Source organism: Pseudomonas sp. GZD-222, assembly GCF_049310525.1.
Lineage (GTDB): Bacteria > Pseudomonadota > Gammaproteobacteria > Pseudomonadales > Pseudomonadaceae > Aquipseudomonas.
This window is the reverse complement of sequence record NZ_JBMOWO010000065.1, coordinates 1-19,910: the sequence shown is the minus strand read 5'-3', so window position 1 is coordinate 19,910 and position 19,910 is coordinate 1. Positions and strand designations below refer to the sequence as shown.

At 62.6% G+C, this 19,910-nt stretch carries 15 protein-coding genes and 1 riboswitch; of the genes, 9 read left to right on the top strand and 6 right to left on the bottom strand.

Features of this window, described 5'->3' with window-relative positions; all coding sequences use genetic code 11:
- Window positions 1–251: 251 nt before the first annotated feature.
- The 5 genes from ACO6VD_RS12020 (at window position 252) to ACO6VD_RS12000 (ending at window position 11,595) form a co-directional block, all read left to right on the top strand.
- Window positions 252–1,535, top strand: coding sequence for an MdtA/MuxA family multidrug efflux RND transporter periplasmic adaptor subunit (locus ACO6VD_RS12020; protein ID WP_400170697.1), 1,284 nt, complete (start codon window positions 252–254; stop codon window positions 1,533–1,535).
- Window positions 1,532–4,633, top strand: a complete 3,102-nt coding sequence (locus ACO6VD_RS12015; RefSeq protein ID WP_422419290.1) for an MdtB/MuxB family multidrug efflux RND transporter permease subunit — start codon at window positions 1,532–1,534, stop codon at window positions 4,631–4,633. Before ACO6VD_RS12020 ends, ACO6VD_RS12015 begins: the two co-directional genes overlap by 4 nt.
- The gene (locus tag ACO6VD_RS12010) at window positions 4,630–7,737 is read left to right on the top strand and encodes an efflux RND transporter permease subunit (protein WP_422419288.1); all 3,108 of its coding nucleotides are present in this window, start codon (window positions 4,630–4,632) and stop codon (window positions 7,735–7,737) included. The genes ACO6VD_RS12015 and ACO6VD_RS12010 overlap by 4 nt, the downstream gene beginning before the upstream one ends.
- The gene (locus ACO6VD_RS12005) at window positions 7,734–9,221 is read left to right on the top strand and encodes an efflux transporter outer membrane subunit (RefSeq protein ID WP_422419286.1); all 1,488 of its coding nucleotides are present in this window, start codon (window positions 7,734–7,736) and stop codon (window positions 9,219–9,221) included. Before ACO6VD_RS12010 ends, ACO6VD_RS12005 begins: the two co-directional genes overlap by 4 nt.
- A 289-nt stretch (window positions 9,222–9,510) precedes the next feature.
- A complete protein-coding gene (locus ACO6VD_RS12000; RefSeq protein WP_422419284.1) occupies window positions 9,511–11,595 on the top strand; it encodes a putative bifunctional diguanylate cyclase/phosphodiesterase in 2,085 nt (694 codons plus the stop codon).
- Window positions 11,596–11,597: 2 nt separating this feature from the next.
- Here ACO6VD_RS12000 and ACO6VD_RS11995 read toward each other — a convergent pair whose 3' ends face one another.
- Entirely contained in the window at window positions 11,598–11,858 is a 261-nt protein-coding gene (locus ACO6VD_RS11995) for a DUF1652 domain-containing protein (protein WP_400170692.1), read from the bottom strand.
- Between the two features lie 320 nt (window positions 11,859–12,178).
- On the opposite strand from ACO6VD_RS11995, the gene ACO6VD_RS11990 reads away from it, so the two are divergent.
- Window positions 12,179–13,435, top strand: a complete 1,257-nt coding sequence (locus tag ACO6VD_RS11990) for a pyridoxal phosphate-dependent aminotransferase (protein ID WP_422419282.1) — start codon at window positions 12,179–12,181, stop codon at window positions 13,433–13,435.
- Here ACO6VD_RS11990 and ACO6VD_RS11985 read toward each other — a convergent pair.
- Entirely contained in the window at window positions 13,361–14,008 is a 648-nt protein-coding gene (locus tag ACO6VD_RS11985) for a DUF1345 domain-containing protein (protein ID WP_422419280.1), read from the bottom strand. The genes ACO6VD_RS11990 and ACO6VD_RS11985 overlap by 75 nt on opposite strands.
- A gap of 257 nt (window positions 14,009–14,265) precedes the next feature.
- On the opposite strand from ACO6VD_RS11985, the gene ACO6VD_RS11980 reads away from it, so the two are divergent.
- Together ACO6VD_RS11980 and ACO6VD_RS11975 are read left to right on the top strand one after the other, a co-directional pair.
- Window positions 14,266–15,180, top strand: coding sequence for a site-specific integrase (locus tag ACO6VD_RS11980; protein ID WP_422419278.1), 915 nt, complete (start codon window positions 14,266–14,268; stop codon window positions 15,178–15,180).
- 111 nt (window positions 15,181–15,291) lie between these two features.
- Window positions 15,292–15,729, top strand: coding sequence for an acyl-CoA thioesterase (locus ACO6VD_RS11975; protein WP_422419276.1), 438 nt, complete (start codon window positions 15,292–15,294; stop codon window positions 15,727–15,729).
- Between the two features lie 125 nt (window positions 15,730–15,854).
- Here ACO6VD_RS11975 and ACO6VD_RS11970 read toward each other — a convergent pair whose 3' ends face one another.
- The 4 genes from ACO6VD_RS11970 to gspG all read right to left on the bottom strand — a co-directional run bounded on the left by ACO6VD_RS11970 (window position 15,855) and on the right by gspG (window position 19,023).
- Window positions 15,855–16,514 (bottom strand): TenA family protein, encoded by a 660-nt coding sequence (locus tag ACO6VD_RS11970; RefSeq protein WP_422419274.1) that lies wholly within the window; start codon window positions 16,512–16,514, stop codon window positions 15,855–15,857.
- 3 nt (window positions 16,515–16,517) lie between these two features.
- Window positions 16,518–17,165, bottom strand: a complete 648-nt coding sequence (locus ACO6VD_RS11965; RefSeq protein WP_422419272.1) for a TenA family protein — start codon at window positions 17,163–17,165, stop codon at window positions 16,518–16,520.
- 79 nt (window positions 17,166–17,244) lie between these two features.
- A riboswitch (TPP riboswitch) is annotated at window positions 17,245–17,359 on the bottom strand.
- Window positions 17,360–17,397: 38 nt separating this feature from the next.
- Window positions 17,398–18,585 (bottom strand): type II secretion system F family protein, encoded by a 1,188-nt coding sequence (locus tag ACO6VD_RS11960; RefSeq protein WP_400170685.1) that lies wholly within the window; start codon window positions 18,583–18,585, stop codon window positions 17,398–17,400.
- Window positions 18,586–18,600: 15 nt separating this feature from the next.
- On the bottom strand, window positions 18,601–19,023 hold the full coding sequence (gene gspG / locus ACO6VD_RS11955; protein WP_400170684.1) for a type II secretion system major pseudopilin GspG: 423 nt from the start codon (window positions 19,021–19,023) through the stop codon (window positions 18,601–18,603).
- A gap of 178 nt (window positions 19,024–19,201) precedes the next feature.
- Between gspG and ACO6VD_RS11950 the strand changes: the two genes are divergently transcribed.
- Window positions 19,202–19,807 carry a lytic transglycosylase domain-containing protein gene (locus ACO6VD_RS11950; protein WP_422419270.1) on the top strand — a complete coding sequence of 202 codons (606 nt, stop codon included), beginning with the start codon at window positions 19,202–19,204 and terminating at the stop codon, window positions 19,805–19,807.
- Window positions 19,808–19,910 lie beyond the last annotated feature (103 nt).

Here is a 19,910-nt window from a genome sequence, read left to right as displayed (position 1 = left end):
CGCCACCTTGTCGGCGGCGCACCCCCCCCCCCCCCCCCCTCCCCCCCCCCCCCCCCCCCCCCCCCCCCCCCCCCCCCCCGCTCCCACAGATGTTAGCAATTGTTACGGCCTGGTCCTCGACCAGGCCGTTTTTATTTATAGTTCATTGTCTTAGCAACGTAAGCTCAAGGTAAATTGCCGGTAAAGGCGCTTTGCTTATCCCGCTGCAGTGCTTATCGTTCAGCCTCCTCAAAAGAATTCTTTCCAGCCCAATGGTCGATCAACCGATGCTTTCTCGTTCCCGTTCCCCTCGTCGCTGGCTTGTCGGCCTGCTGATCCTGCTGCTGGTTGCCGGCCTGTGCTGGTGGCTGTGGCCGTCTCCGGCAGCGAACAAGGCGGCCGGCGCACCCGGCGGCAAGGGCGGGCGACCCGGTTTCGGTGCGTTTGGCGGGCCCGTCCCGGTACGCGTGGAGCCAGCGACCGTTGGCAACTTCCCGGTCTACCTCAAGGCGCTGGGCACGGTAACGGCGACCAACACCGTGAACGTGCGCAGTCGGGTCGGTGGTGAGCTGGTCAAGGTCAACTTCCAGGAAGGGCAGAAGGTCAAGGCCGGTGACCTGCTCGCCGAGATCGATCCGCGTAGTTACCAGATCGCCCTGCAGCAGGCCGAAGGCACCTTGGCGCAGAACCAGGCGCAACTGAAAAACGCCCAGATCGACCTGGAACGTTATAAAGGCTTGTACGCCGAGGACAGTATCGCCAAGCAGACGCTGGATACTCAGGTTGCGCTGGTCGGCCAGTTCCAGGGCACCATCAAGACCAACCAGGCAGCCGTTGGCGACGCCAAGCTGAACCTGGATTTCACCCGGATCCGCGCCCCGATCACTGGCCGGCTGGGCCTGCGGCAGTTGGATGTCGGCAACCTGGTGGCGGCCAACGACACCACCGCGCTGGTGGTGATTACCCAGACCCAACCGATCACCGTCGCCTTCACCTTGCCCGAGTCACAGCTCAACACCGTGCTGGCCCGCTATCGTAGTGGCGCCCAGTTGCCGGTCGAAGCATGGGACCGTGGCGACCTCAAACAGCAAGCCACCGGCGTGCTGCGCAGCCTCGACAACCAGATTGACACCACTACCGGCACCCTGAAGTTCAAAGCCTTCTTCGAGAACCAGGACGAAGCCCTGTTCCCCAACCAGTTCGTCAACGTGCGCCTGCTGGCTGACACCTTGCAGAATGTCGTGCTGGCACCTTCGGCGGCGATCCAGTTCGGCACCGACGGCTCCTTCGTGTACGTCATGGAGGGCGACAACAAGGTGCGTATTCGCAAACTGACCCTGGGCGCCAGCGACGGCGATCACACGGTCATCACCGAAGGCCTGGCCAAGGGCGAGCGGGTAGTGCTCGAGGGCACCGACCGGCTACGTGACGGCAGTGAGGTGGAAGTGGTCAACGACAGCTCGCAAGTACCGGCAACCCCCGGCCAGCACCTGCAGGGCCAGGACAATAAAGATGCTTCCGCTGCTGCGGGCCGTCAGGACAAGGCCGGCGCATGAACCTCTCGCGGCTGTTCATCCTGCGCCCGGTGGCGACCACCCTGAGCATGCTGGCCATCGTTCTGGCCGGCCTGATCGCCTATACCTTGCTGCCTGTGGCGGCGTTGCCGCAAGTCGATTACCCGACTATCCGGGTCATGACCCTGTACCCCGGCGCCAGCCCGCAAGTAATGACCAGCGCGGTCACTGCGCCGCTGGAGCGCCAGTTCGGCCAGATGCCGGGCCTGACCCAGATGGCCTCGACCAGTTCCGGCGGCGCCTCGGTGCTGACCTTGCGCTTCAGCCTGGACATGAACATGGACGTCGCCGAGCAGCAGGTCCAGGCGGCGATCAATGCCGCCAGCAACCTGCTGCCCAGCGATTTGCCCGCGCCACCGGTGTACAACAAGGTCAACCCGGCGGACACCCCGGTGCTGACCCTGGCCATCTCGTCGAAAACCATGCCGCTGCCCAAGCTCAACGACCTGGTTGATACCCGGGTGGCGCAGAAGATCGCCCAGATCGGCGGCGTCGGCATGGTCAGCATCGCAGGCGGCCAACGCCAGGCGGTACGGATCAAGGTCAACCCCGATGCCCTGGCCTCGGCCGGGCTTAACCTGGCGGACGTACGCAGCCTGATCGGCGCCTCCAACGTCAACCAGCCCAAGGGCAACTTTGATGGCCCGATCCGCGTATCGATGCTCGACGCCAACGATCAGCTGCGCTCCCCTGAGGAATACGCCAACCTGATCCTGGCCTACAACAATGGCGCGCCGCTGCGCCTGAAGGACGTTGCCGATATCGTCGATGGTGCCGAGAACGAGCGCCTGGCGGCCTGGGCCAACCAGAACCAGGCGGTGCTGCTGAACATCCAGCGCCAGCCGGGGGCCAACGTCATCGAGGTGGTCGACCGGATCAAGGCCATGCTGCCGTCGATCACCGACAACCTGCCGGCCGGTCTTGATGTCACTGTGCTCACCGACCGTACCCAGACCATCCGTGCCTCGGTCAAGGACGTGCAGCACGAGCTGTTGCTGGCCATCGCCCTGGTGGTGATGGTGACCTTCGTGTTCCTGCGCCGCTTCAGCGCCACAATCATTCCGTCGGTGGCCGTGCCGTTGTCGCTGATTGGCACCTTTGCCGTCATGCACCTGGCCGGGTTTTCGATCAATAACCTGACCTTGATGGCTCTGACCATTGCCACCGGTTTCGTGGTGGATGACGCCATCGTCATGCTGGAGAACATTTCCCGCCACATCGAAGAGGGTGAAACCCCGATGCAGGCGGCGCTCAAGGGCGCCCGGCAGATCGGCTTCACGTTGATCTCGCTGACCTTCTCGCTGATCGCGGTACTGATTCCGCTGCTGTTCATGGCCGATGTGGTCGGGCGTCTGTTCCGTGAGTTCGCCATCACCCTGGCGGTGGCGATCCTGATTTCCCTGGTGGTGTCCCTGACCCTGACGCCGATGATGTGCGCACGCTTGCTCAAGCGTGAGCCCACCGAACAAGAGCAGGGGCGCTTCTACCGAACCAGTGGCGCCTGGATCGACTGGATGATCGCCTGGTATGGCCGTGGCCTGCAGTGGGTGCTCAAGCACCAGCCATTGACCCTGCTGGTGGCGGTGGCGACCCTGGGCCTGACCGTGCTGTTGTACCTGGTGGTGCCCAAGGGCTTCTTCCCGGCGCAGGACACGGGCGTGATCCAGGGCATTTCCGAAGCACCGCAGTCGGTCTCCTTCGCAGCCATGAGCGAGCGGCAGCAACAGCTCAGCGCGGTGATCCTCGAGGATCCGGCGGTGCAGAGCCTGTCGTCCTATATCGGTGTGGACGGTGACAACGCCACGCTCAACAGTGGCCGCTTGCTGATCAACCTCAAACCGCACGGTGAGCGCGATCTGACCGCTGCCCAGGTGATCGCCCGGCTGCAGCCGGAGGTCGACAAGCTGGTCGGCATCCGCCTGTTCATGCAGCCGGTGCAAGACCTGAGCATCGAAGACCGGGTCAGCCGCACCCAGTACCAGTTCAGTCTGTCGTCACCGGACGCCGACCTGCTGGCACTGTGGAGCGGCAAGCTGGTCGATGCCCTGCAGCAACGCCCGGAACTCACCGATGTCGCCAGCGATCTGCAGGACAAGGGCTTGCAGGTGTTCCTGGTGATCGACCGCGATGCCGCCAGCCGTCTGGGCATCACTGTTGCCGACATCACCAACGCCCTGTATGACGCCTTTGGCCAGCGCCAGATCTCGACCATCTACACCCAGGCCAGTCAGTACCGCGTGGTGCTGCAGGCCGAAGCCGCTTCCACCCTTGGCCCGCAGGTGCTCGAGCAGATCCATGTCAAGGCTACCGATGGCGGCCAGGTGCGGCTGTCGAGCCTGGCGCGCATCGAGCAGCGTCAGGCGCAACTGGCGATTGCCCATATCGGCCAGTTCCCGGCGGTGATGATGTCGTTCAACCTCGGGCAGGGCGCGTCGCTCGGTGAGGCGGTCAAGGCGATCGAGCAGGTGCAGCAGGAGATCGGCATGCCGGTCGGCGTGCAAACCCGCTTCCAGGGCGCGGCCGAAGCGTTCCAGAACTCGCTGTCGAGTACCTTGCTGCTGATTCTGGCCGCAGTGGTGACCATGTACATCGTCCTGGGTGTGCTCTACGAGAGCTACATCCACCCGGTGACCATCCTCTCGACCCTGCCGTCCGCAGCGGTGGGGGCCTTGCTGGCGCTGATACTGTCCGGTAACGACCTTGGGATGATCGCCATCATCGGCATTATTCTGCTGATCGGTATCGTCAAGAAAAACGCGATCATGATGATCGACTTCGCCCTTGAGGCCGAGCGCAACCAGGGCATGGCCCCGGAAGCGGCGATCTATCAGGCGGCGCTGCTGCGCTTCCGGCCGATCCTGATGACCACCCTGGCGGCCTTGTTCGGCGCCATCCCGCTGATGCTTGCCAGCGGTTCCGGCGCTGAACTGCGCCAGCCCCTGGGCCTGGTGATGGTGGGTGGGCTGCTGGTCAGCCAGGTGCTGACGCTGTTCACCACGCCGGTCATCTACTTGTACTTCGACCGCCTGGCGCGGCGCCTGCGCCCACAGCCTGACGCTGTGGTGCTGGACAAGCCATGAACCTCTCCGCACCCTTTATCCGCCGCCCGGTAGCGACCATGCTGCTGAGCCTGGCGATCATGCTGCTGGGTGGCGTCAGCTTCGGCCTGTTGCCGGTGGCGCCGCTGCCGCAGATCGAGTTTCCGGTGATCGTAGTCCAGGCCAACCTGCCGGGGGCCAGCCCCGAGGTTATGGCGGCCACTGTGGCGACCCCGCTGGAGCGCTCCATGGGCGCAATCTCCGGGGTGACCACGCTGACCAGCAATTCCAGTCAGGGCTCGACCCGCGTCATTCTGGGCTTTGACCAGGGCCGTGACATCGATGCGGCCGCGCGCGAAGTGCAGGCCGCGATCAATGCCTCGCGCAACCTGCTGCCCAGCGGTATGCGCAGCATGCCGACCTACAAGAAGTACAACCCGTCGCAAGCGCCGATCATGGTCCTGGCCCTGACCTCCAGCGTGCTGCAGAAAGGTCAGCTCTACGACCTGGCCTCGACCATTCTCTCGCAGAGTTTGTCGCAGGTGCCGGGGGTAGGCGAGGTGCAGATCGGCGGCAGCTCATTGCCCGCGGTGCGTATCGAGCTCGAACCGCACCTGCTCAACCAGTACGGCGTAGCCCTGGACGATGTCCGCGAGACCATTGCCAACGCCAACCAGCGCCGTCCCAAGGGCTTTATCGAAGACGCTCAGCGCAGTTGGCAGGTACAGGCCAACGACCAGCTGGAGAAGGCCAAGGACTACGAGTCGCTGGTGATTCGTTACCAGGACGGTGCGGTACTGCGCCTGAGTCATGTGGCCAAGGTCACCGACGCGGTCGAAAACCGCTACAACAGTGGCTTCTTCAATGACCAGGACGCAGTGCTGCTGGTGATCAACCGCCAGACCGGCGCCAACATCATCGAGACCGTGAACAAGATCAAGGAGCAGTTGCCGGTCCTTGAGTCGCTGATGCCGGCCAGCGTCAAACTGGACGTGGCCATGGACCGCTCGCCGGTGATCAAGGCGACCCTCGCGGAAGCCGAGCATACCCTGATCATCGCCGTGATCCTGGTGATCCTGGTGGTGTTCCTGTTCCTCGGTAACCTGCGCGCCTCGCTGATTCCGACCCTGGCGGTGCCGGTGTCGCTGGTCGGCACCTTCGCGGCGATGTACCTGTGTGGCTTCTCGCTGAACAATATGTCGCTGATGGCGCTGATCCTCGCCACGGGGCTGGTGGTGGACGATGCCATTGTGGTGCTGGAGAACATTTCCCGGCATATCGATGAAGGCGTGCCGCCGATGCGCGCTGCCTACCTGGGTTCCAAGGAAGTCGGCTTCACTCTGTTGTCGATGAACCTGTCGCTGGTGGTGGTGTTTGTCTCGATCCTGTTCATGGGCGGCATCGTCGGTTCGCTGTTCCGTGAGTTCGCCATCACCCTGGCAGTGGCGATCATCGTTTCGCTGGTGGTGTCGCTGACGCTGACGCCGATGCTCTGTGCGCGTTGGCTCAAGCCGCAAGCGCAGGAGGGGCAGACGCGTCTGCAGCGCTGGAGCGAGCACCTGCACCAGCGCATGATGCTCAGCTACGGGCACAGCCTTGACTGGGTCCTGCGTCATCGGCGCCTGACCCTGGCCAGTCTGCTGGTGACCATTGCGGTCAACATCGCCCTGTATGTGGTGGTGCCCAAGACCTTCCTGCCGCAGCAGGACACCGGTCAGCTGATGGGCTTTATCCGCGGTGACGACGGTCTGTCGTTCCAGGTGATGCAACCGAAAATGGAAATCTACCGCCAGGCCCTGCTCAAGGACCCGGCGGTGGAAAGCGTCGCAGGCTTTATCGGTGGCAACAGCGGTACCAACAACGCCATGGTGCTGGTACGCCTGAAGCCGATCAGCGAGCGCAAGGTGTCGGCGCAGAAGATCATCGAGCGGTTACGCAAGGAAATGCCCAAGGTGCCCGGTGGGCGGCTGTTCCTCATGGCCGACCAGGACCTGCAGTTCGGCGGCGGCCGTGAGCAGAGCTCCTCGCAGTTCCTCTATACCCTGCAGAGCAGCGAGCTGTCGGCGTTGCGCGAGTGGTACCCGAAAGTGGTCGCCGCGTTCAAGGCGCTGCCGCAACTCACCGCCATCGACGCCCGCGAAGGCGGAGGCACCCAGCAGATCACCCTGATTGTCGATCGTGAACAGGCCAAGCGCCTGGGGATCGACATGAGCATGGTCACCTCGGTGCTCAACAACGCCTACAGCCAGCGGCAGATCTCGACCATCTACGACAGCCTGAACCAGTATCAGGTGGTCATGGAGATCAACCCCAAATACGCCCAGGACCCACGCAGCCTGGAGCAGATCCAGGTGATTACCGCGGACGGCGCGCGGGTGCCGCTGTCGACCTTCGCCCATTACGAGAACAGCCTGGCCGATGACCGCGTCAGCCACGAAGGCCAGTTCGCTTCGGAAAGCATCAACTTCGACATTGCCGAAGGCTACAGCCAGGACCAGGCCATGGCCGCGGTTGAACGCGCAGTGGCCACGGTCGGCCTGCCCGAAGACGTGATCGCCAAGCTTGGCGGTACCGGCGATGCTTTTGCCGAAAGTCAGAAGGGCCAACCGTTGATGATCCTCGGGGCGTTGCTGGCGGTGTATCTGGTGCTGGGGATTCTCTACGAGAGCTACATTCACCCGCTGACCATCCTGTCGACCTTGCCGTCGGCCGGGGTAGGGGCCTTGCTTACCCTTTACGTGGTGGGCAGCGAGTTCAGCCTGATTTCCCTGCTCGGCCTGTTCCTGCTGATCGGCGTGGTGAAAAAGAACGCGATCATGATGATCGACCTGGCCCTGCAACTGGAGCGCCATGAACAGCTGAGCCCGGAACAATCGATCCGCCGCGCCTGCCTGCTGCGGCTGCGGCCGATCCTGATGACCACGGTGGCCGCCATCCTCGGCGCCTTGCCGTTGTTGCTCAGCCATGCCGAAGGTTCGGAAATGCGCCAGCCGCTGGGCCTGACCATCATTGGCGGTCTGGTCTTCAGCCAGGTCCTCACGCTTTACACCACTCCGGTGGTTTACCTCTATCTGGACCGCTTGCGCCATCGTTTCAACCACTGGCGTGGCGTGCGCACCGACGCTGCTTTGGAAACCCCGCTATGACCCGACGTCCATTCCTTCCTGACCGCTCGCTGCAGCAATTGCTCGGCGCCCGTGGCTCGCGCCTGCTGGCCTCCAGCCTGTGCCTGGCGATGCTCAGTGCCTGTACCCTGAGCCCGGACTACCACCGCCCGCAAGCGCCAGAGCCGGTAGTGTTCAAGCACGCCGCAGGCTGGACCCAGGCCAATCCGTCCGATGCCCTGGCCCGTGGCGCCTGGTGGCAGCTGTATGGTGACGCCCAGCTCAATGACCTGGTCGAGCAGCTCAATACCAGTAACCAGACTGTTGCCCAGTACGAGGCGCAGTACCGTCAGGCCCAGGCCCTGGTGCGCAGTGCGCGCGGTGCATTGTTCCCTAGCATGGACCTGAAGGCCGGCAAGAACCGCTCCAGCCAGGGCACCGGCAGTTCCAGTTCAAGCCTGAGCAACGCCAGCAGCGGCATTCGCGACACCTACAGCACCACCTTGGGCGTCAGCTGGGAAGCGGACCTGTGGGGCAAGCTGCGTGACGGTCTGGCGGCTAACCAGGCCAGCGCCGAGGCGAGTCTGGCCGATATGGCGGCGATTCGCCTGAGCCTGCAGTCGGAGCTCGTGCAGAACTACCTGCAACTGCGGGTGATGGACGAGCAGAAACGCCTGCTGGAAGCCACGGTTGCGGCCTACCAGCGTTCGCTGACCATGACTGAAAACCAGTACCGTGCCGGGGTTTCCGGCAAGGATGCGGTGGCCCAGGCGCAAACCCAGCTGAAAAGCACCCAGGCCGACCTGATCGACCTGGTCTGGCAGCGCGCCCAGCTGGAAAACGCCATTGCCGTACTGCTGGGCAAGGCACCGGCCGAGTTCGCCCTGGCCGACAGCAAGGATATCCCGGCATTGCCGCAGGTGCCGGTGGCCTTGCCTTCGCAACTGCTGGAGCGGCGCCCGGACATTGCCTCGGCCGAGCGCAAAGTGATGTCGGCTAACGCCAGCATCGGCGTGGCCCGTGCCGCGTACTTCCCCGACCTGACCCTGAGCATGAGCGGCGGTTACAGCAGCAGTAGCTTCAATGACTGGATCAGCCTGCCCAACCGCTTCTGGTCGGTGGGCCCACAATTGGCCATGACCCTGTTCGATGGCGGCCAGCGTTCTGCCGAAGTCGACCGTACCGTAGCGGTCTACGACCAGACCGTGGCCCAGTACCGTCAGGCCGTGCTCGATGGCTTCAAGGAAGTGGAAAACTACCTGGTGCAGCTCGACGTCTACGAAGACGAGGCCAAGGTGCGCGGCGAAGCCCTGGACGCGGCGCGCGAATCCCTGCGTCTGACCAGCAACCAGTACAAGGCCGGGCTGATCGCCTACCTGGATGTGGTCAACGTGCAGACCACCGCGCTGAGCAACGAGCGCAGCGTGCTGACCTTGCTGCAGGGGCGGCTGGTGGCCAGTGTGCAGTTGATAGCGGCGCTGGGTGGTGGCTGGGATGCTCAGGCGGCGTTTATTGAGTCGCCTTGATGTATAAATTGAATAAAAACAATGAGTTACATCATATTTTTAATGTTTCTTGAGAGATACGGTTAGCATTCGTTGCAAATCGCATGATGATTTCATTTGTGACGTTAATTTTGTAATTTAACTTATTGTTTTATAACGATTTATTTCATTGCATATGCCAGGCATATGCAATGCGCCGTCATTGCTAAATGCCAGCGAAAACTCCGTGCGTTTCGCCAAAGGTTGAGTACAATCATCGGCTTTTCCGCGGGCCGTCCAGTGCCCGGTTTCAGGGGTTGTGGAAGGCCAAATGCTGATCGGTAGTTATTCTTCTTCGCTGGTGTTGATTTCGCTCTGCGTTGCCATTCTTGCCTCCTATACCGCACTCGACCTGACCGGGCGCATCGCGACTGCCAAAGGGCGGGCGGTGTACCTGTGGATCGGTGGTGGCGCGTTTGCCATGGGCTTCGGTATCTGGTCGATGCACTTCATCGGCATGCTCGCCTTCAGCCTGCCGATCTCGTTGGGGTACGACCTGACCCTGACCTTGCTGTCGTTGCTGATTGCCGGGCTGTCGTCAGGTTTTGCCCTGTGGCTGGTCAGCCAGCCAACCTTGCCCTGGATCCAGCTGGGATTCGGCGCGCTGATCATGGGCGCGGGTATCAGCAGCATGCACTACACCGGCATGGCGGCGCTGTTGATGCAGCCGGGCATCGACTACGACCCTGTGCTGTTCAGCCTGTCATTGGTGATTGCCGTGGGCGCCTCGGCGGCCGCTTTGTGGATTGCCTTCCGCCTCCGTCAGCAGACCCTCTATGTCCGTCAGATCCGTGGCGCCGCTGCCGTGGTGATGGGCATTGCGATTGTCGGCATGCACTACACCGCCATGGCTGCGGCCAACTTTCCTGAGGGTAGCTTCTGCGGCGCCCTGGGCAGTGGCCTGAGTGGCAACGGTCTGGATTACCTGGTGCTGATCACCACCCTGGCCGTGTTGGCGGTGGCACTGTTGACCTCGGTGCTCGATGCCCGCCTTGAAGCGCGCACCGCGGAATTGGCGCGCTCGTTGACCCGGGCCAACCAGGAACTGACCCAACTGGCCCTCCACGACACCTTGACCGGGCTGCCCAACCGCACACTGCTGGCCGATCGCATTGACCAGGCCATCTGCAAGGTGAGCGAGCAGGGTGGTTGTTTCGCGCTGATGTTCATTGACCTGGACGGCTTCAAGCCGGTCAACGACGCCTTTGGCCATCACATGGGCGACTTGCTGCTCAAGGAAGTCGCCCTGCGCCTGCGCGGCCACTTGCACAGCCAGGACACCCTGGCCCGCATCGGTGGCGACGAGTTTGTGCTGCTGGTGGAGCTGCAGGAGCCCGACGATGCAATGGGCGTTGCGGCCAAGCAGGTCAACCTGATTTCCCGTGCGTTCCGCGTCTCGGAGCAGAACCTGCAGATTTCGGCCAGTATCGGTATCGTCCTGTTCCCGGGCAACGGCATCGACCAGCATGAACTGCTGCGCAACGCCGATGCGGCGATGTATCACGCCAAGAGCGCCGGCAAGAACGGCTACAGCTTCTTCGACGTATCGATGAACAGCAATGCGCGCCTGCAGCTGCAACTGCTCCAGGACTTGCGAGTGGCGCTGGAACAAAAGCAGTTCCGGCTGTTCTACCAGCCCAAGTTCGATGCCCAGGACTGCCAGCCCATCGGTGCCGAAGCCTTGCTGCGCTGGGAGCACCCGCAGCATGGCTTGTTGCTGCCGGATCGTTTTATCGGCCTGGCCGAGAAGACCGGGCTGATCATTCCGATTGGCGAGTGGGTGCTGGATGAAGCCTGCCGGCAGATGCGCGCCTGGATCGACCAGGGCTATAGCGGCTGGCGCATTGCGGTGAACCTGTCGGCGATCCAGTTCTGCCACAGCGGCCTGGTCGAGAGCGTTGCCAAGGTGCTGGCGCGGCATCAGCTGCCCGCCAACAGCCTGACCCTGGAAATCACCGAAACCACTGCCATGCACGATGCCGACGCGAGCCTGGCGGTGCTGCAGCGCCTTGCCGACATGGGCGTGGACCTGTCCATCGACGATTTTGGCACCGGCTATTCGAGCCTGATGTACCTCAAGCGCCTGCCGGCCAACGAGTTGAAGATCGACCGTGGCTTTGTCCGCGACCTGGAGCAGGACAGCGATGATGCTGCGATTGTTTCGGCCATCGTGGCGTTGGGGCAGGCACTGGGGTTGCGCATCGTGGCTGAAGGGGTGGAAACCGACCGTCAGCAGAACTTCCTCACCCGTCTTGGCTGCGATTCGTTGCAGGGCTACCTGCTCGGCCAGCCGTTGCCGGCCGAGCGTTTCATTGTCGACATCGAGCGCGCCCGTCAGACCCAGGCGGTCAGCTGAGTTCAGCCAGCGGCGCGCAGATTACAGGAAGGCTCGAAGGCGTCTAGCTCGGCTTCGACGGCCTCGATGATCCGCTCGACATCGGCAGCGGCCATCAGCGTGGCGCAAGGGATACCGGCGATGGCCAGCAAGGTTTCACCGGTGGCCCGGTCAAACAGGCGTGCGACCATGCTGCGCGGAGCATCCATGCTGGCCTCGAAGCCCAGCGGATGAAAATACCAGCGCATCACCTGGCAGGCGTTGGGAAACGTCAGTTTGTTCATTCCGGCCTCCATGTAGGGGTGAACAACAGGGCGAGCGGAGCAAGCGGTGTTTCAGGTCCTGACGACCTTTCGGGAAACCTAAACATAGCACCGCCAGCGTCAATGTCTGCCCAAAGCGATGACAGTTTTTCGATTCTTTGACGCACCTCTCGTCGGCCCTCGACCCGCCTGCACATAAAGGCTGAAACGGCAAACGTTTGCCCGCAACATTTCCCCGTTGGAGCCAGTACCGCTCTGCTATTTTTACCGGCAGTCGGCTGGGATGCTTGCCTGGGATTTTCAGACCAATGGCATACCCGGGTTCAGTCAAGGAGACGGTCATGCGTTATTCAACGCTCACCCAACGTATCGCCGGTGACGGTGCTGCTGCCTGGAACATCCACTATCGCGCGCTGGAACTGCAGGAGCTGGGGCGAGAGATCTTTCTGCTGTCGATTGGCGATCCGGATTTCGACACCCCGCAACCCATTGTTCAGGCCGCCGTTGACAGCTTGCGTGCGGGCCGTACGCATTATTCCGATGTGCGTGGCAGCCTGGGTTTACGCCAGGCCATCGCCGGTTATCAATGGCGTCAGCGTGGCCAACGGGTCACTCCGGAAGAAGTGGTGGTGCTGGCCGGTGCGCAATGTGCGCTGTATGGCGTTGCGCAGTGCCTGTTAGATGCCGGAGACGAGGTGATTGTCGCCGAGCCGATTTACGTTACTTACCAGGCAGTGTTCGGCGCTTGCGCCGCGAAGGTGGTGCCGGTGCCCGTGCGTCCCGAGCACGGCTTTCGCGTCGATCCAGTCGAAGTCGCAGCCCGCGTTACGCCGCGCACCCGGGCGCTGCTGCTGAACAGCCCGAACAATCCGTCGGGGGCCAGCCTGTCCCGGCACAGCTGGGAGTGCCTGGCAGAAATCTGTATCGAGCATGACCTGTGGCTGATTTCCGATGAGGTCTACAGTGAGCTGCTGTATGAGGGTGAGCACTTCAGCCCGGCCAGCCTGCCAGGCATGGCCTCACGTTGCGCGACGATCAACAGCTTGTCCAAGTCTCACGCCATGTCGGGTTGGCGCGTCGGTTGGGTCATCGGGCCGCAAGCCTTGTGCGATCACCTGAGCAATCTGGCGTTGTGCATGTTCTACGGATTGCCGGATTTCATTCTCGATGCTGCGCAAGTGGCCCTGGAGCAGAATCTGCCGCAGGTAGGACAGATGCGCGATACCTACCGTGAGCGGCGTGACCGGGTGTGTGCCAGCCTCGCCGGCTGCCCTGGCATCAGCGTGCACAAGCCTGACGGCGGGATGTTCGTGATGATTGATATCCGCGCCACCGGCCTCGGTGCCCAGGCCTTTGCCGAACGCTTGCTGGAGGAACATGGCGTGGCGGTGCTCGCCGGCGATGCCTTCGGTCCCAGCGCGGAGGGGCATTTGCGCCTTGGCCTGGTGCTGGACAGTGAGCGCCTGGAGCAAGCCTGCCAGCGTATCGCGTTGTGCGCGGTGCAGGTGCTCGAAGGGCGTCCTTCAGTTGATCAGCGTGGCGGCCATGTTGATGGTAAAGCCCAGAATCGCAGTATTGAAGACAAACCCTACCAATGAATGGGCCAGCACCACACGGCGCATCTCGCGCCCGGCGACGCCGACATCCGAGGTTTGCACGGCAACGCTGAGGGTGAAGGAAAAGTAGTGGAAGTCCCAGTAGTCCGGGTGGCGTTCGCCGTCGCTGAAGCGCAGCAGCGGTGTGTGTTTCTCGGCGGTGTAGAACAGGTGGGCGTAATGCAGGCTGAAGATGGTACCGACCAGCAACCAGGAGCCGGCTACGGTGAAACCGGTAAAGGTCAGTTGCAACGCAGTCGGCCCATCGGCGAGCTTGGCGCCGGCGGCCAGTTGCAGGATGACCGCAGCCAGGCTTGCGATCGCCGCGATGCTGACGGTGAACAGCACAAGGCCGGCGTTCTCGTCTTCGATGCTGGCGACTTTGCGGACTTTATCGGCGCTGGCACCCAGAGTCAGCCACAGGATCAGCGACAGGTACAGCCATACACCGGTGTTCCAGCCAATCAGCACATGCTCGACCCAGTTGCTTGCCGGCAGCAGCCAGCCACTCAAAACACCGACGAGGGCGGCGACAGTCAGGCGTGGGTGGCTACGGGTCAGTCGATGAAAAGCCATGTTGCCTCGGGATCAAGGGGTCTTGATCAACTGTAGCGTCAAAGCGCGGAGCAGGGCACTCGACGGGTGGCCATGATATTGCCCTCAATCGATTCCAAACGGGTGGATAGGGTACTATCCGTCCACCTGCCGGGTATAAATGGCTTACCAATCAATGGCCTGGTCATGATATGGGTCAGCTGGGCCCACGGCAGTCTGTGACATAATGGCGTAATGCTACTACTCTCGCCTCGGCTCAGTTTTACGGGATTTCTGGTTTGTCCGATTCACTGCAAAACCCCTTGCTGCAATACCTTGCGCGCCTGGCACCTTCCAGTCAGCTGACCATGAAGTACATCCTCCAGGATGCCGCTGACCGTCTGGGCTTTGATGATTGCGACATTAGCGAAGTGCCTTGGCATCAGCTCGAACCTGGCCATGTCACCGCGCTGGTGGCGGCGTTGCGCGCCGATGGTTACGCCCCCAACACCTCGTCGCTGTATGTCAATGCAGTGCGTGGAGTGATGAACGAGGCCTGGCGCCTAGGGCTGATCAGCCAGGATCAGCTGCTGCGCATCCGCACGGTCAAACCGGCCCAGGGTACGCGCCTGCCTAGCGGACGCAACCTCAAGCGCAGCCTGATCCGCGACCTGATGGACGCCTGTGCGGCGGACCCGCGGCCCCAGGGTCTGCGCGATGCGGCAGTGATTGCTTTGCTGTACGGCACCGGCATGCGCAAATCCGAATCGGTGAACCTCGACCTGAGCCAGGTCGACTTCAGTGAACGCAGCTTGCAGGTGTTGGGCAAGGGCAATAAACAGCTGATCAAATACGCCCCGACCTGGGCCTTCGACAAGCTCAATGCCTGGCTGGCCTTTCGGCGTGAGCAACTGCCCGAAGGCCAGGCGGACGATGACTTCCTGTTCAACCGCATCCGCCGTGGCAGCCACATCACCCGCGAGCGCATCACCAAGCACGCGATTTATTACATCGCTCGCCAGCGGGGCACCCAGGTCGGGGTGAAAATCATGCCCCACGATTTCCGACGCTCGTTCATTACGCGGGTAATTGAAGAGCATGACCTGTCGATTGCGCAGAAACTGGCGCATCACACCAACATCCAGACCACCGCCAACTACGACATGCGTGACGACAACGAACGTCGTCGCGCAGTGGATCGGTACGACTACTAGCCCCCCCACAGTGGGGTGGGCGCTGCCGGGGCGCAACTTTGTATCGTGATAATCCGAAGCTCTGCAGTGCACGAGCGGAAATTATCAACCTACTGGTTCAGGGTTCTTGCCATGCCTTTGAAGGCTTACCGTCCCCGTCGTGAAGAATTCCGGCGTTTCTATACCATCGGCACACGCTGGGGTGACCATGACTCTTATGGTCATGTGCAGAACGTCGTCTATTACTCGTTCTTCGACTCGGCGATCAGTCATTTCCTGGTGGAGCAGGGGACGCTGGATATCGACAACAGCCCGGTAATCGGACTGATTGTCGAATCAAGCTGCACCTTCTACTCGCCGATCACCTTTCCCGAGCAGGTGACAGTGGGCTTGCGCATTGCCCACCTGGGCACCAGCAGTGCCCGTTACGAACTCGGGATCTTCCGCAACGACGAGCGCGAAGTCTCGGCGCTGGGTTACGTTGTGTATGTGTACGTGGACCGGGCGAGCAACAAGCCGGTGGCTATCCCGGCGTTGGTGCGCGATGAGCTGGGAACACTGACAGACTGACTGCGCTTGTTGTAGGAGCGGATTCATCGAGTGGATTCATCCGCGATGGGGCGCGGCGCGGCCCCAAAAACCGGGCCTGCTGCGCAGGCCATCGCGGATGAATCCGCTCCTACAGGTCCCCGCGTTCAAGCCGCATCCAGGCCCATTTGCCAGAAGTCTGCTTCCAGCCGCGAGGCCTGAGCAAACAACGTGGCCAGCTCCTCGAAACGTCGCTCAGTCATCGCCCGCGACGCCAGGTCATCAAGGTGCGCCCGGGCCGCCGTGGCGACGCCTTGATAGCCCGCCCCGGCGTACTCTCCGATCCAGTCCCGATACGGATGCTCAGCCAGTGCTTCAATGCCGTCTGGGGTCAGGTTGCGGCCAATTTCCGCGTAACCGATGACACAAGGGGCCAGCGCTACATGCAGGTCGAGCAGATCCCCGGCCGCACCGCAGTCCAGGACGAAACGGGTGTAAGCAACGGTCGCCTGGTGTTCCGGCGTCGCGGCCAGGTCCTCGGGCGACAACCCCCAACGCTGGCACAGACGCACGTGCAGTTCGGTTTCATCGAGAATCGCCGCCAGCCCGGCTTGCGCGGCGCGGATGTCGGCGAGTGTGCGGCTCTTGTAGGCGGCCAGCGCCCACGAACGGGCGAACTGGATCAGAAACAGATAGTCCTGTACCAGGTACTTGCGAAAGGCCGGCTGGGCCAAGGTGCCGGCACCCATCTGGCGGACGAAATCGTGGTCGACGTAACTGTTCCAGTCGGCGGCGGCGGCCTGTTTCAGGCGGTCAAAGATGTCCATGGGTTATTCCTTGATGTCGTAGGCAGCGTCGAAGAAGGCGTGTTCCAGGGCAACAGCGCGCAGGAAAAAATCGGTACTGATGTGAGCTTGCGCCGGTCCCACCCGGTCCAGCTCGGCACGCAGAAACGCCACGAAGCTCTGGAAGTCCGGGTTGTCGTGCAGGGTGATCCATTCGGCGTGTTCGAAGCGTGGCGGCAGTTGTTTCGGTGCGCGCAGCGCCCAATCCAGGTACAGCCCCTCGGCGACGTTGAGCACCGCCAGGGCAGCGGCATAGGAACGGGTAGCAGCCGCTTCGCGCATGATTGCCTTGAAGCCTGCGGTCGGCACCGAATCGGGGGCGTTCTGGCGCTGCGCCTCGCTGACCCCGAGCGCCTCGAAAGCACGCAGGAAATAGGTGTTTTCCTCACCCGAAATCACCCCGGTGAAGCGCCCCAGGCGGATGCGCGCCTCGAAGGTGTCGGCACTGGCAATGGCCGCGCCGAGCAAGGTCAGGAACGCATCGATGAAGCGGTGATCCTGGATCAGGTAATTGATCAGCACCGCATCGTCCAGCGTGCCATCGAGCAGCTCGTTGACGAAGCGGTGCTCGATCGATTGCGTCCAGCTTGGCTCGCTCTGACGGCGAAGGGTGTCGGTGAAGCGTTCGGTCATCGTGCTGTCCTCGAAATGGGCGACAGCGAGACCGGGTAAAGCTGACATGGGCGGCCTCGCAGTGAGACCGGCAAAAAGGCAGGTTGGCAATCCCCATCCCTTCGCCGGCATGATCCGGATCAGGTTCGAAGGGTCACCGCGCTGCAGCTGTCAGCGGTTTCTCAGCCCGTTGCCGGGCTCCCCTTGGTGGCCGAATCTATACAGCAAGCGAGGAGGATTGTCACGTTGGCTGCTAGTGAATACTGGATGCCAGTTCGAAGATCGGCATGTACATCAGGATCACGATCAAGCCGATCAGCAGGCCGATAAAGGTCATCAGCAGCGGTTCGAACAGACGCACGAACCACTCGATCCAGCGGCTGATTTCTTCGTCGTAGAAGTCGGCGCTGCGCTCCATCATCTGCCCGAGATTGCCCGACTGCTCGCCGGCACGCAGCAAGCGCAGCGACACCGGCGTCACCAGTTGCCCGGCCTCCAGCGCCGCGGACAATGACAGCCCTTCACGCACGCGCTCACAGGCATGCTCAAGGCGCTGCTTGGCGGCGACGCCGAGCAGGCCGCGGGCCATTTCCATCGCCGTGAGAATCGGGATGCCGCCCTGCAGCAGAATGCCCAGCGAGCGGTAGAAACGTGCCAGTTCATACATCACCAGGCGCCGGTGCAGGGCCGGCAGGCGCTCCAGCTGGCGGTTCAGCCAGCGTCGCACCCGCGGGTCGCGGCGCAGAACGAACGAACTGCTCACCAGTCCGAGAAAACCCAGGCCCATTGGCGCCTGGTGGGCATGCAGGAACATCCCGGCTTGCATCAGCCAGCGCGACAGCCAGGGCAGTTCGGTGCCCAGGCCCTCGAACACCAGGCTGAAGCGCGGCACCACATAGCCCATCAAGAACAGCACCACGCCACCGCCGACTATCAACAGCAGCAAGGGATAGATCGAGGCGCTGACGATCTTCTGCCGCACTTCGTCCATGCGCTGGCGGTAGGCGACGTAACGCCCCAGGGCATCACCGAGGGCGCCGGTCTTCTCGCTCGATTGCACCAGGGCGATATACAGCGCTGGAAACACGCTGGGCAACTGGCCGAGCGCCTGGGAAAAGGACTTGCCTTCATAGAGCAGGCGCACCAATTCACCGAGGGTTTTGCGAGCCTGCGGCGCCGCCTCTTTTTCCGCCAGGCTTTCCAGCGCGTCAATCAGCGGCAGGCCGGCATTGAGCAGGGTGGTCAGTTCCTGGCTGAACAGCACCAGGTCAAAGGTTTCGCTGCGGCGCCAACGCAATTTGCCGAAGCGCTCGCAGTTACGCACGCTGACCACCCGCAAGCCTTGTTGCTCGGCCTGCAGGCGGGCCTGTCCGGCGTCCTGGGCGTCCAGCGTGAGCAGGACCACCCCGGATTTCCCCAGTGCCTTGAGCTCGTAGCGCATGTGCTGATCCTCCGCTTACTGCCAGCTGGTGACCTCAGCGTTCTCGCCTTCACCGCCAGGCTGGCCGTCCTTGCCCATGGAGAGCAGGTCGTACTCGCCGTTTTCACCGGGTTGGCGGTAGATGTAATTGCGTCCCCACGGGTCCTGAGGGACTTTTTTCTGCAGGTAGGGGCCAGACCAGCGGGTCTCGTCACTGGGGGCGGTGACCAGCGCCTGCAGGCCTTGCTCAGAATTGGGGTAATGCCCCACCTCCAGGCGATACAGGTCCAGGGCCTTGCTCAAGCCTTCAATCTGCGCCCGCGCCACCTTGGCCTCCGAGCGCCCCAACTGACTGAAGTACTTGGGGGCGACGATGCCGGCAAGCAGCCCCAGTACCACCAACACCACCAGCAGTTCGAGCAGGGTGAATCCTTGTTGCGCGTACTTTTTTTTGTTCATGACAAGGCCCTCCGTAGTGCGCCTGCAAGGGCTTATGCAATTGCCGTGCGCGTCTGCGCCAAGCCTTTGCGCCACGGGCCTGGCAAGGCGGCACAGTGCTTGCGTCAGTAGCTCAGAGCCTCGGCAATCGGGGCAAATGCCCCACTTTTCGGGGGAACGCAACGGGGAGGGCGGCACCATGCGCTGGCTCACTGCAGGACTGTTTGTCTGGCTGACCTGGACCCACCCGGTCCAGGCCGATGTGTATATCTCGATCAAGGCCGATGGCGGCTATGTACTGTCCAACGTTCACCGAGCGGGGCGGACCTATCAACGGGTCATCAGCGAGCCTGGGGCGAGCCTGGCCAGCAGCGGCCAGGCCGAGCTGATCACCGGCATGCCCTACGCCGAACTGGTGGCGGCAGCGGCCGAAGCCAATGACCTGCCTGCTGCACTGCTGCATGCGGTGATCCAGGCCGAGTCGCGCTACGACCCCAATGCCCGCTCAGCCAGCGGTGCGGTGGGACTGATGCAACTGATGCCCGATACCGCGCGGGAGCTGGGGGTGAAGAACTCGCTGGACCCAGCCTCGAATCTTCAGGGCGGTGCGCGCTACCTCAAGCGCATGCTCAAGCTGTTCGACAACGACATCACCCTGGCCGTGGCCGCCTATAACGCAGGCCCGGATGCGGTGATGCGCCGGGGCCGGGTAGTGCCACCTTTTGCCGAAACCCAACGTTACGTGCCGAAAGTCTTGCACCAGTACCGGCGTTTGCAGGGCTTGGCCATGGATGCGCCTTTGTGAACCGGTGGGAGCAGGTGGGAGCGGGGGGGGGGGGGGGGGGGGGGGGGGGGGGGGGGGGCGGCGGGGGGGGGGGGGGAGGGGACGAGAAGGCCCAAAAAAAAAA

Bases quoted from the DNA above. Each gene is read 5' to 3' on its own strand.
- ACO6VD_RS11970 (WP_422419274.1), bottom strand. From the start codon at position 16,514: ATGGACATCTTTGACCGCCTGAAACAGGCCGCCGCCGCCGACTGGAAC.
- ACO6VD_RS11985 (WP_422419280.1), bottom strand. From the start codon at position 14,008: ATGGCTTTTCATCGACTGACCCGTAGCCACCCACGCCTGACTGTCGCC.
- ACO6VD_RS12020 (WP_400170697.1), top strand. From the start codon at position 252: ATGGTCGATCAACCGATGCTTTCTCGTTCCCGTTCCCCTCGTCGCTGG.
- ACO6VD_RS12015 (WP_422419290.1), top strand. From the start codon at position 1,532: ATGAACCTCTCGCGGCTGTTCATCCTGCGCCCGGTGGCGACCACCCTG.
- gspG (WP_400170684.1), bottom strand. From the start codon at position 19,023: ATGAACAAAAAAAAGTACGCGCAACAAGGATTCACCCTGCTCGAACTG.
- ACO6VD_RS11995 (WP_400170692.1), bottom strand. From the start codon at position 11,858: ATGAACAAACTGACGTTTCCCAACGCCTGCCAGGTGATGCGCTGGTAT.
- ACO6VD_RS11950 (WP_422419270.1), top strand. From the start codon at position 19,202: ATGCGCTGGCTCACTGCAGGACTGTTTGTCTGGCTGACCTGGACCCAC.
- ACO6VD_RS11990 (WP_422419282.1), top strand. From the start codon at position 12,179: ATGCGTTATTCAACGCTCACCCAACGTATCGCCGGTGACGGTGCTGCT.
- ACO6VD_RS12010 (WP_422419288.1), top strand. From the start codon at position 4,630: ATGAACCTCTCCGCACCCTTTATCCGCCGCCCGGTAGCGACCATGCTG.
- ACO6VD_RS11965 (WP_422419272.1), bottom strand. From the start codon at position 17,165: ATGACCGAACGCTTCACCGACACCCTTCGCCGTCAGAGCGAGCCAAGC.
- ACO6VD_RS11960 (WP_400170685.1), bottom strand. From the start codon at position 18,585: ATGCGCTACGAGCTCAAGGCACTGGGGAAATCCGGGGTGGTCCTGCTC.
- ACO6VD_RS12000 (WP_422419284.1), top strand. From the start codon at position 9,511: ATGCTGATCGGTAGTTATTCTTCTTCGCTGGTGTTGATTTCGCTCTGC.
- ACO6VD_RS11975 (WP_422419276.1), top strand. From the start codon at position 15,292: ATGCCTTTGAAGGCTTACCGTCCCCGTCGTGAAGAATTCCGGCGTTTC.
- ACO6VD_RS12005 (WP_422419286.1), top strand. From the start codon at position 7,734: ATGACCCGACGTCCATTCCTTCCTGACCGCTCGCTGCAGCAATTGCTC.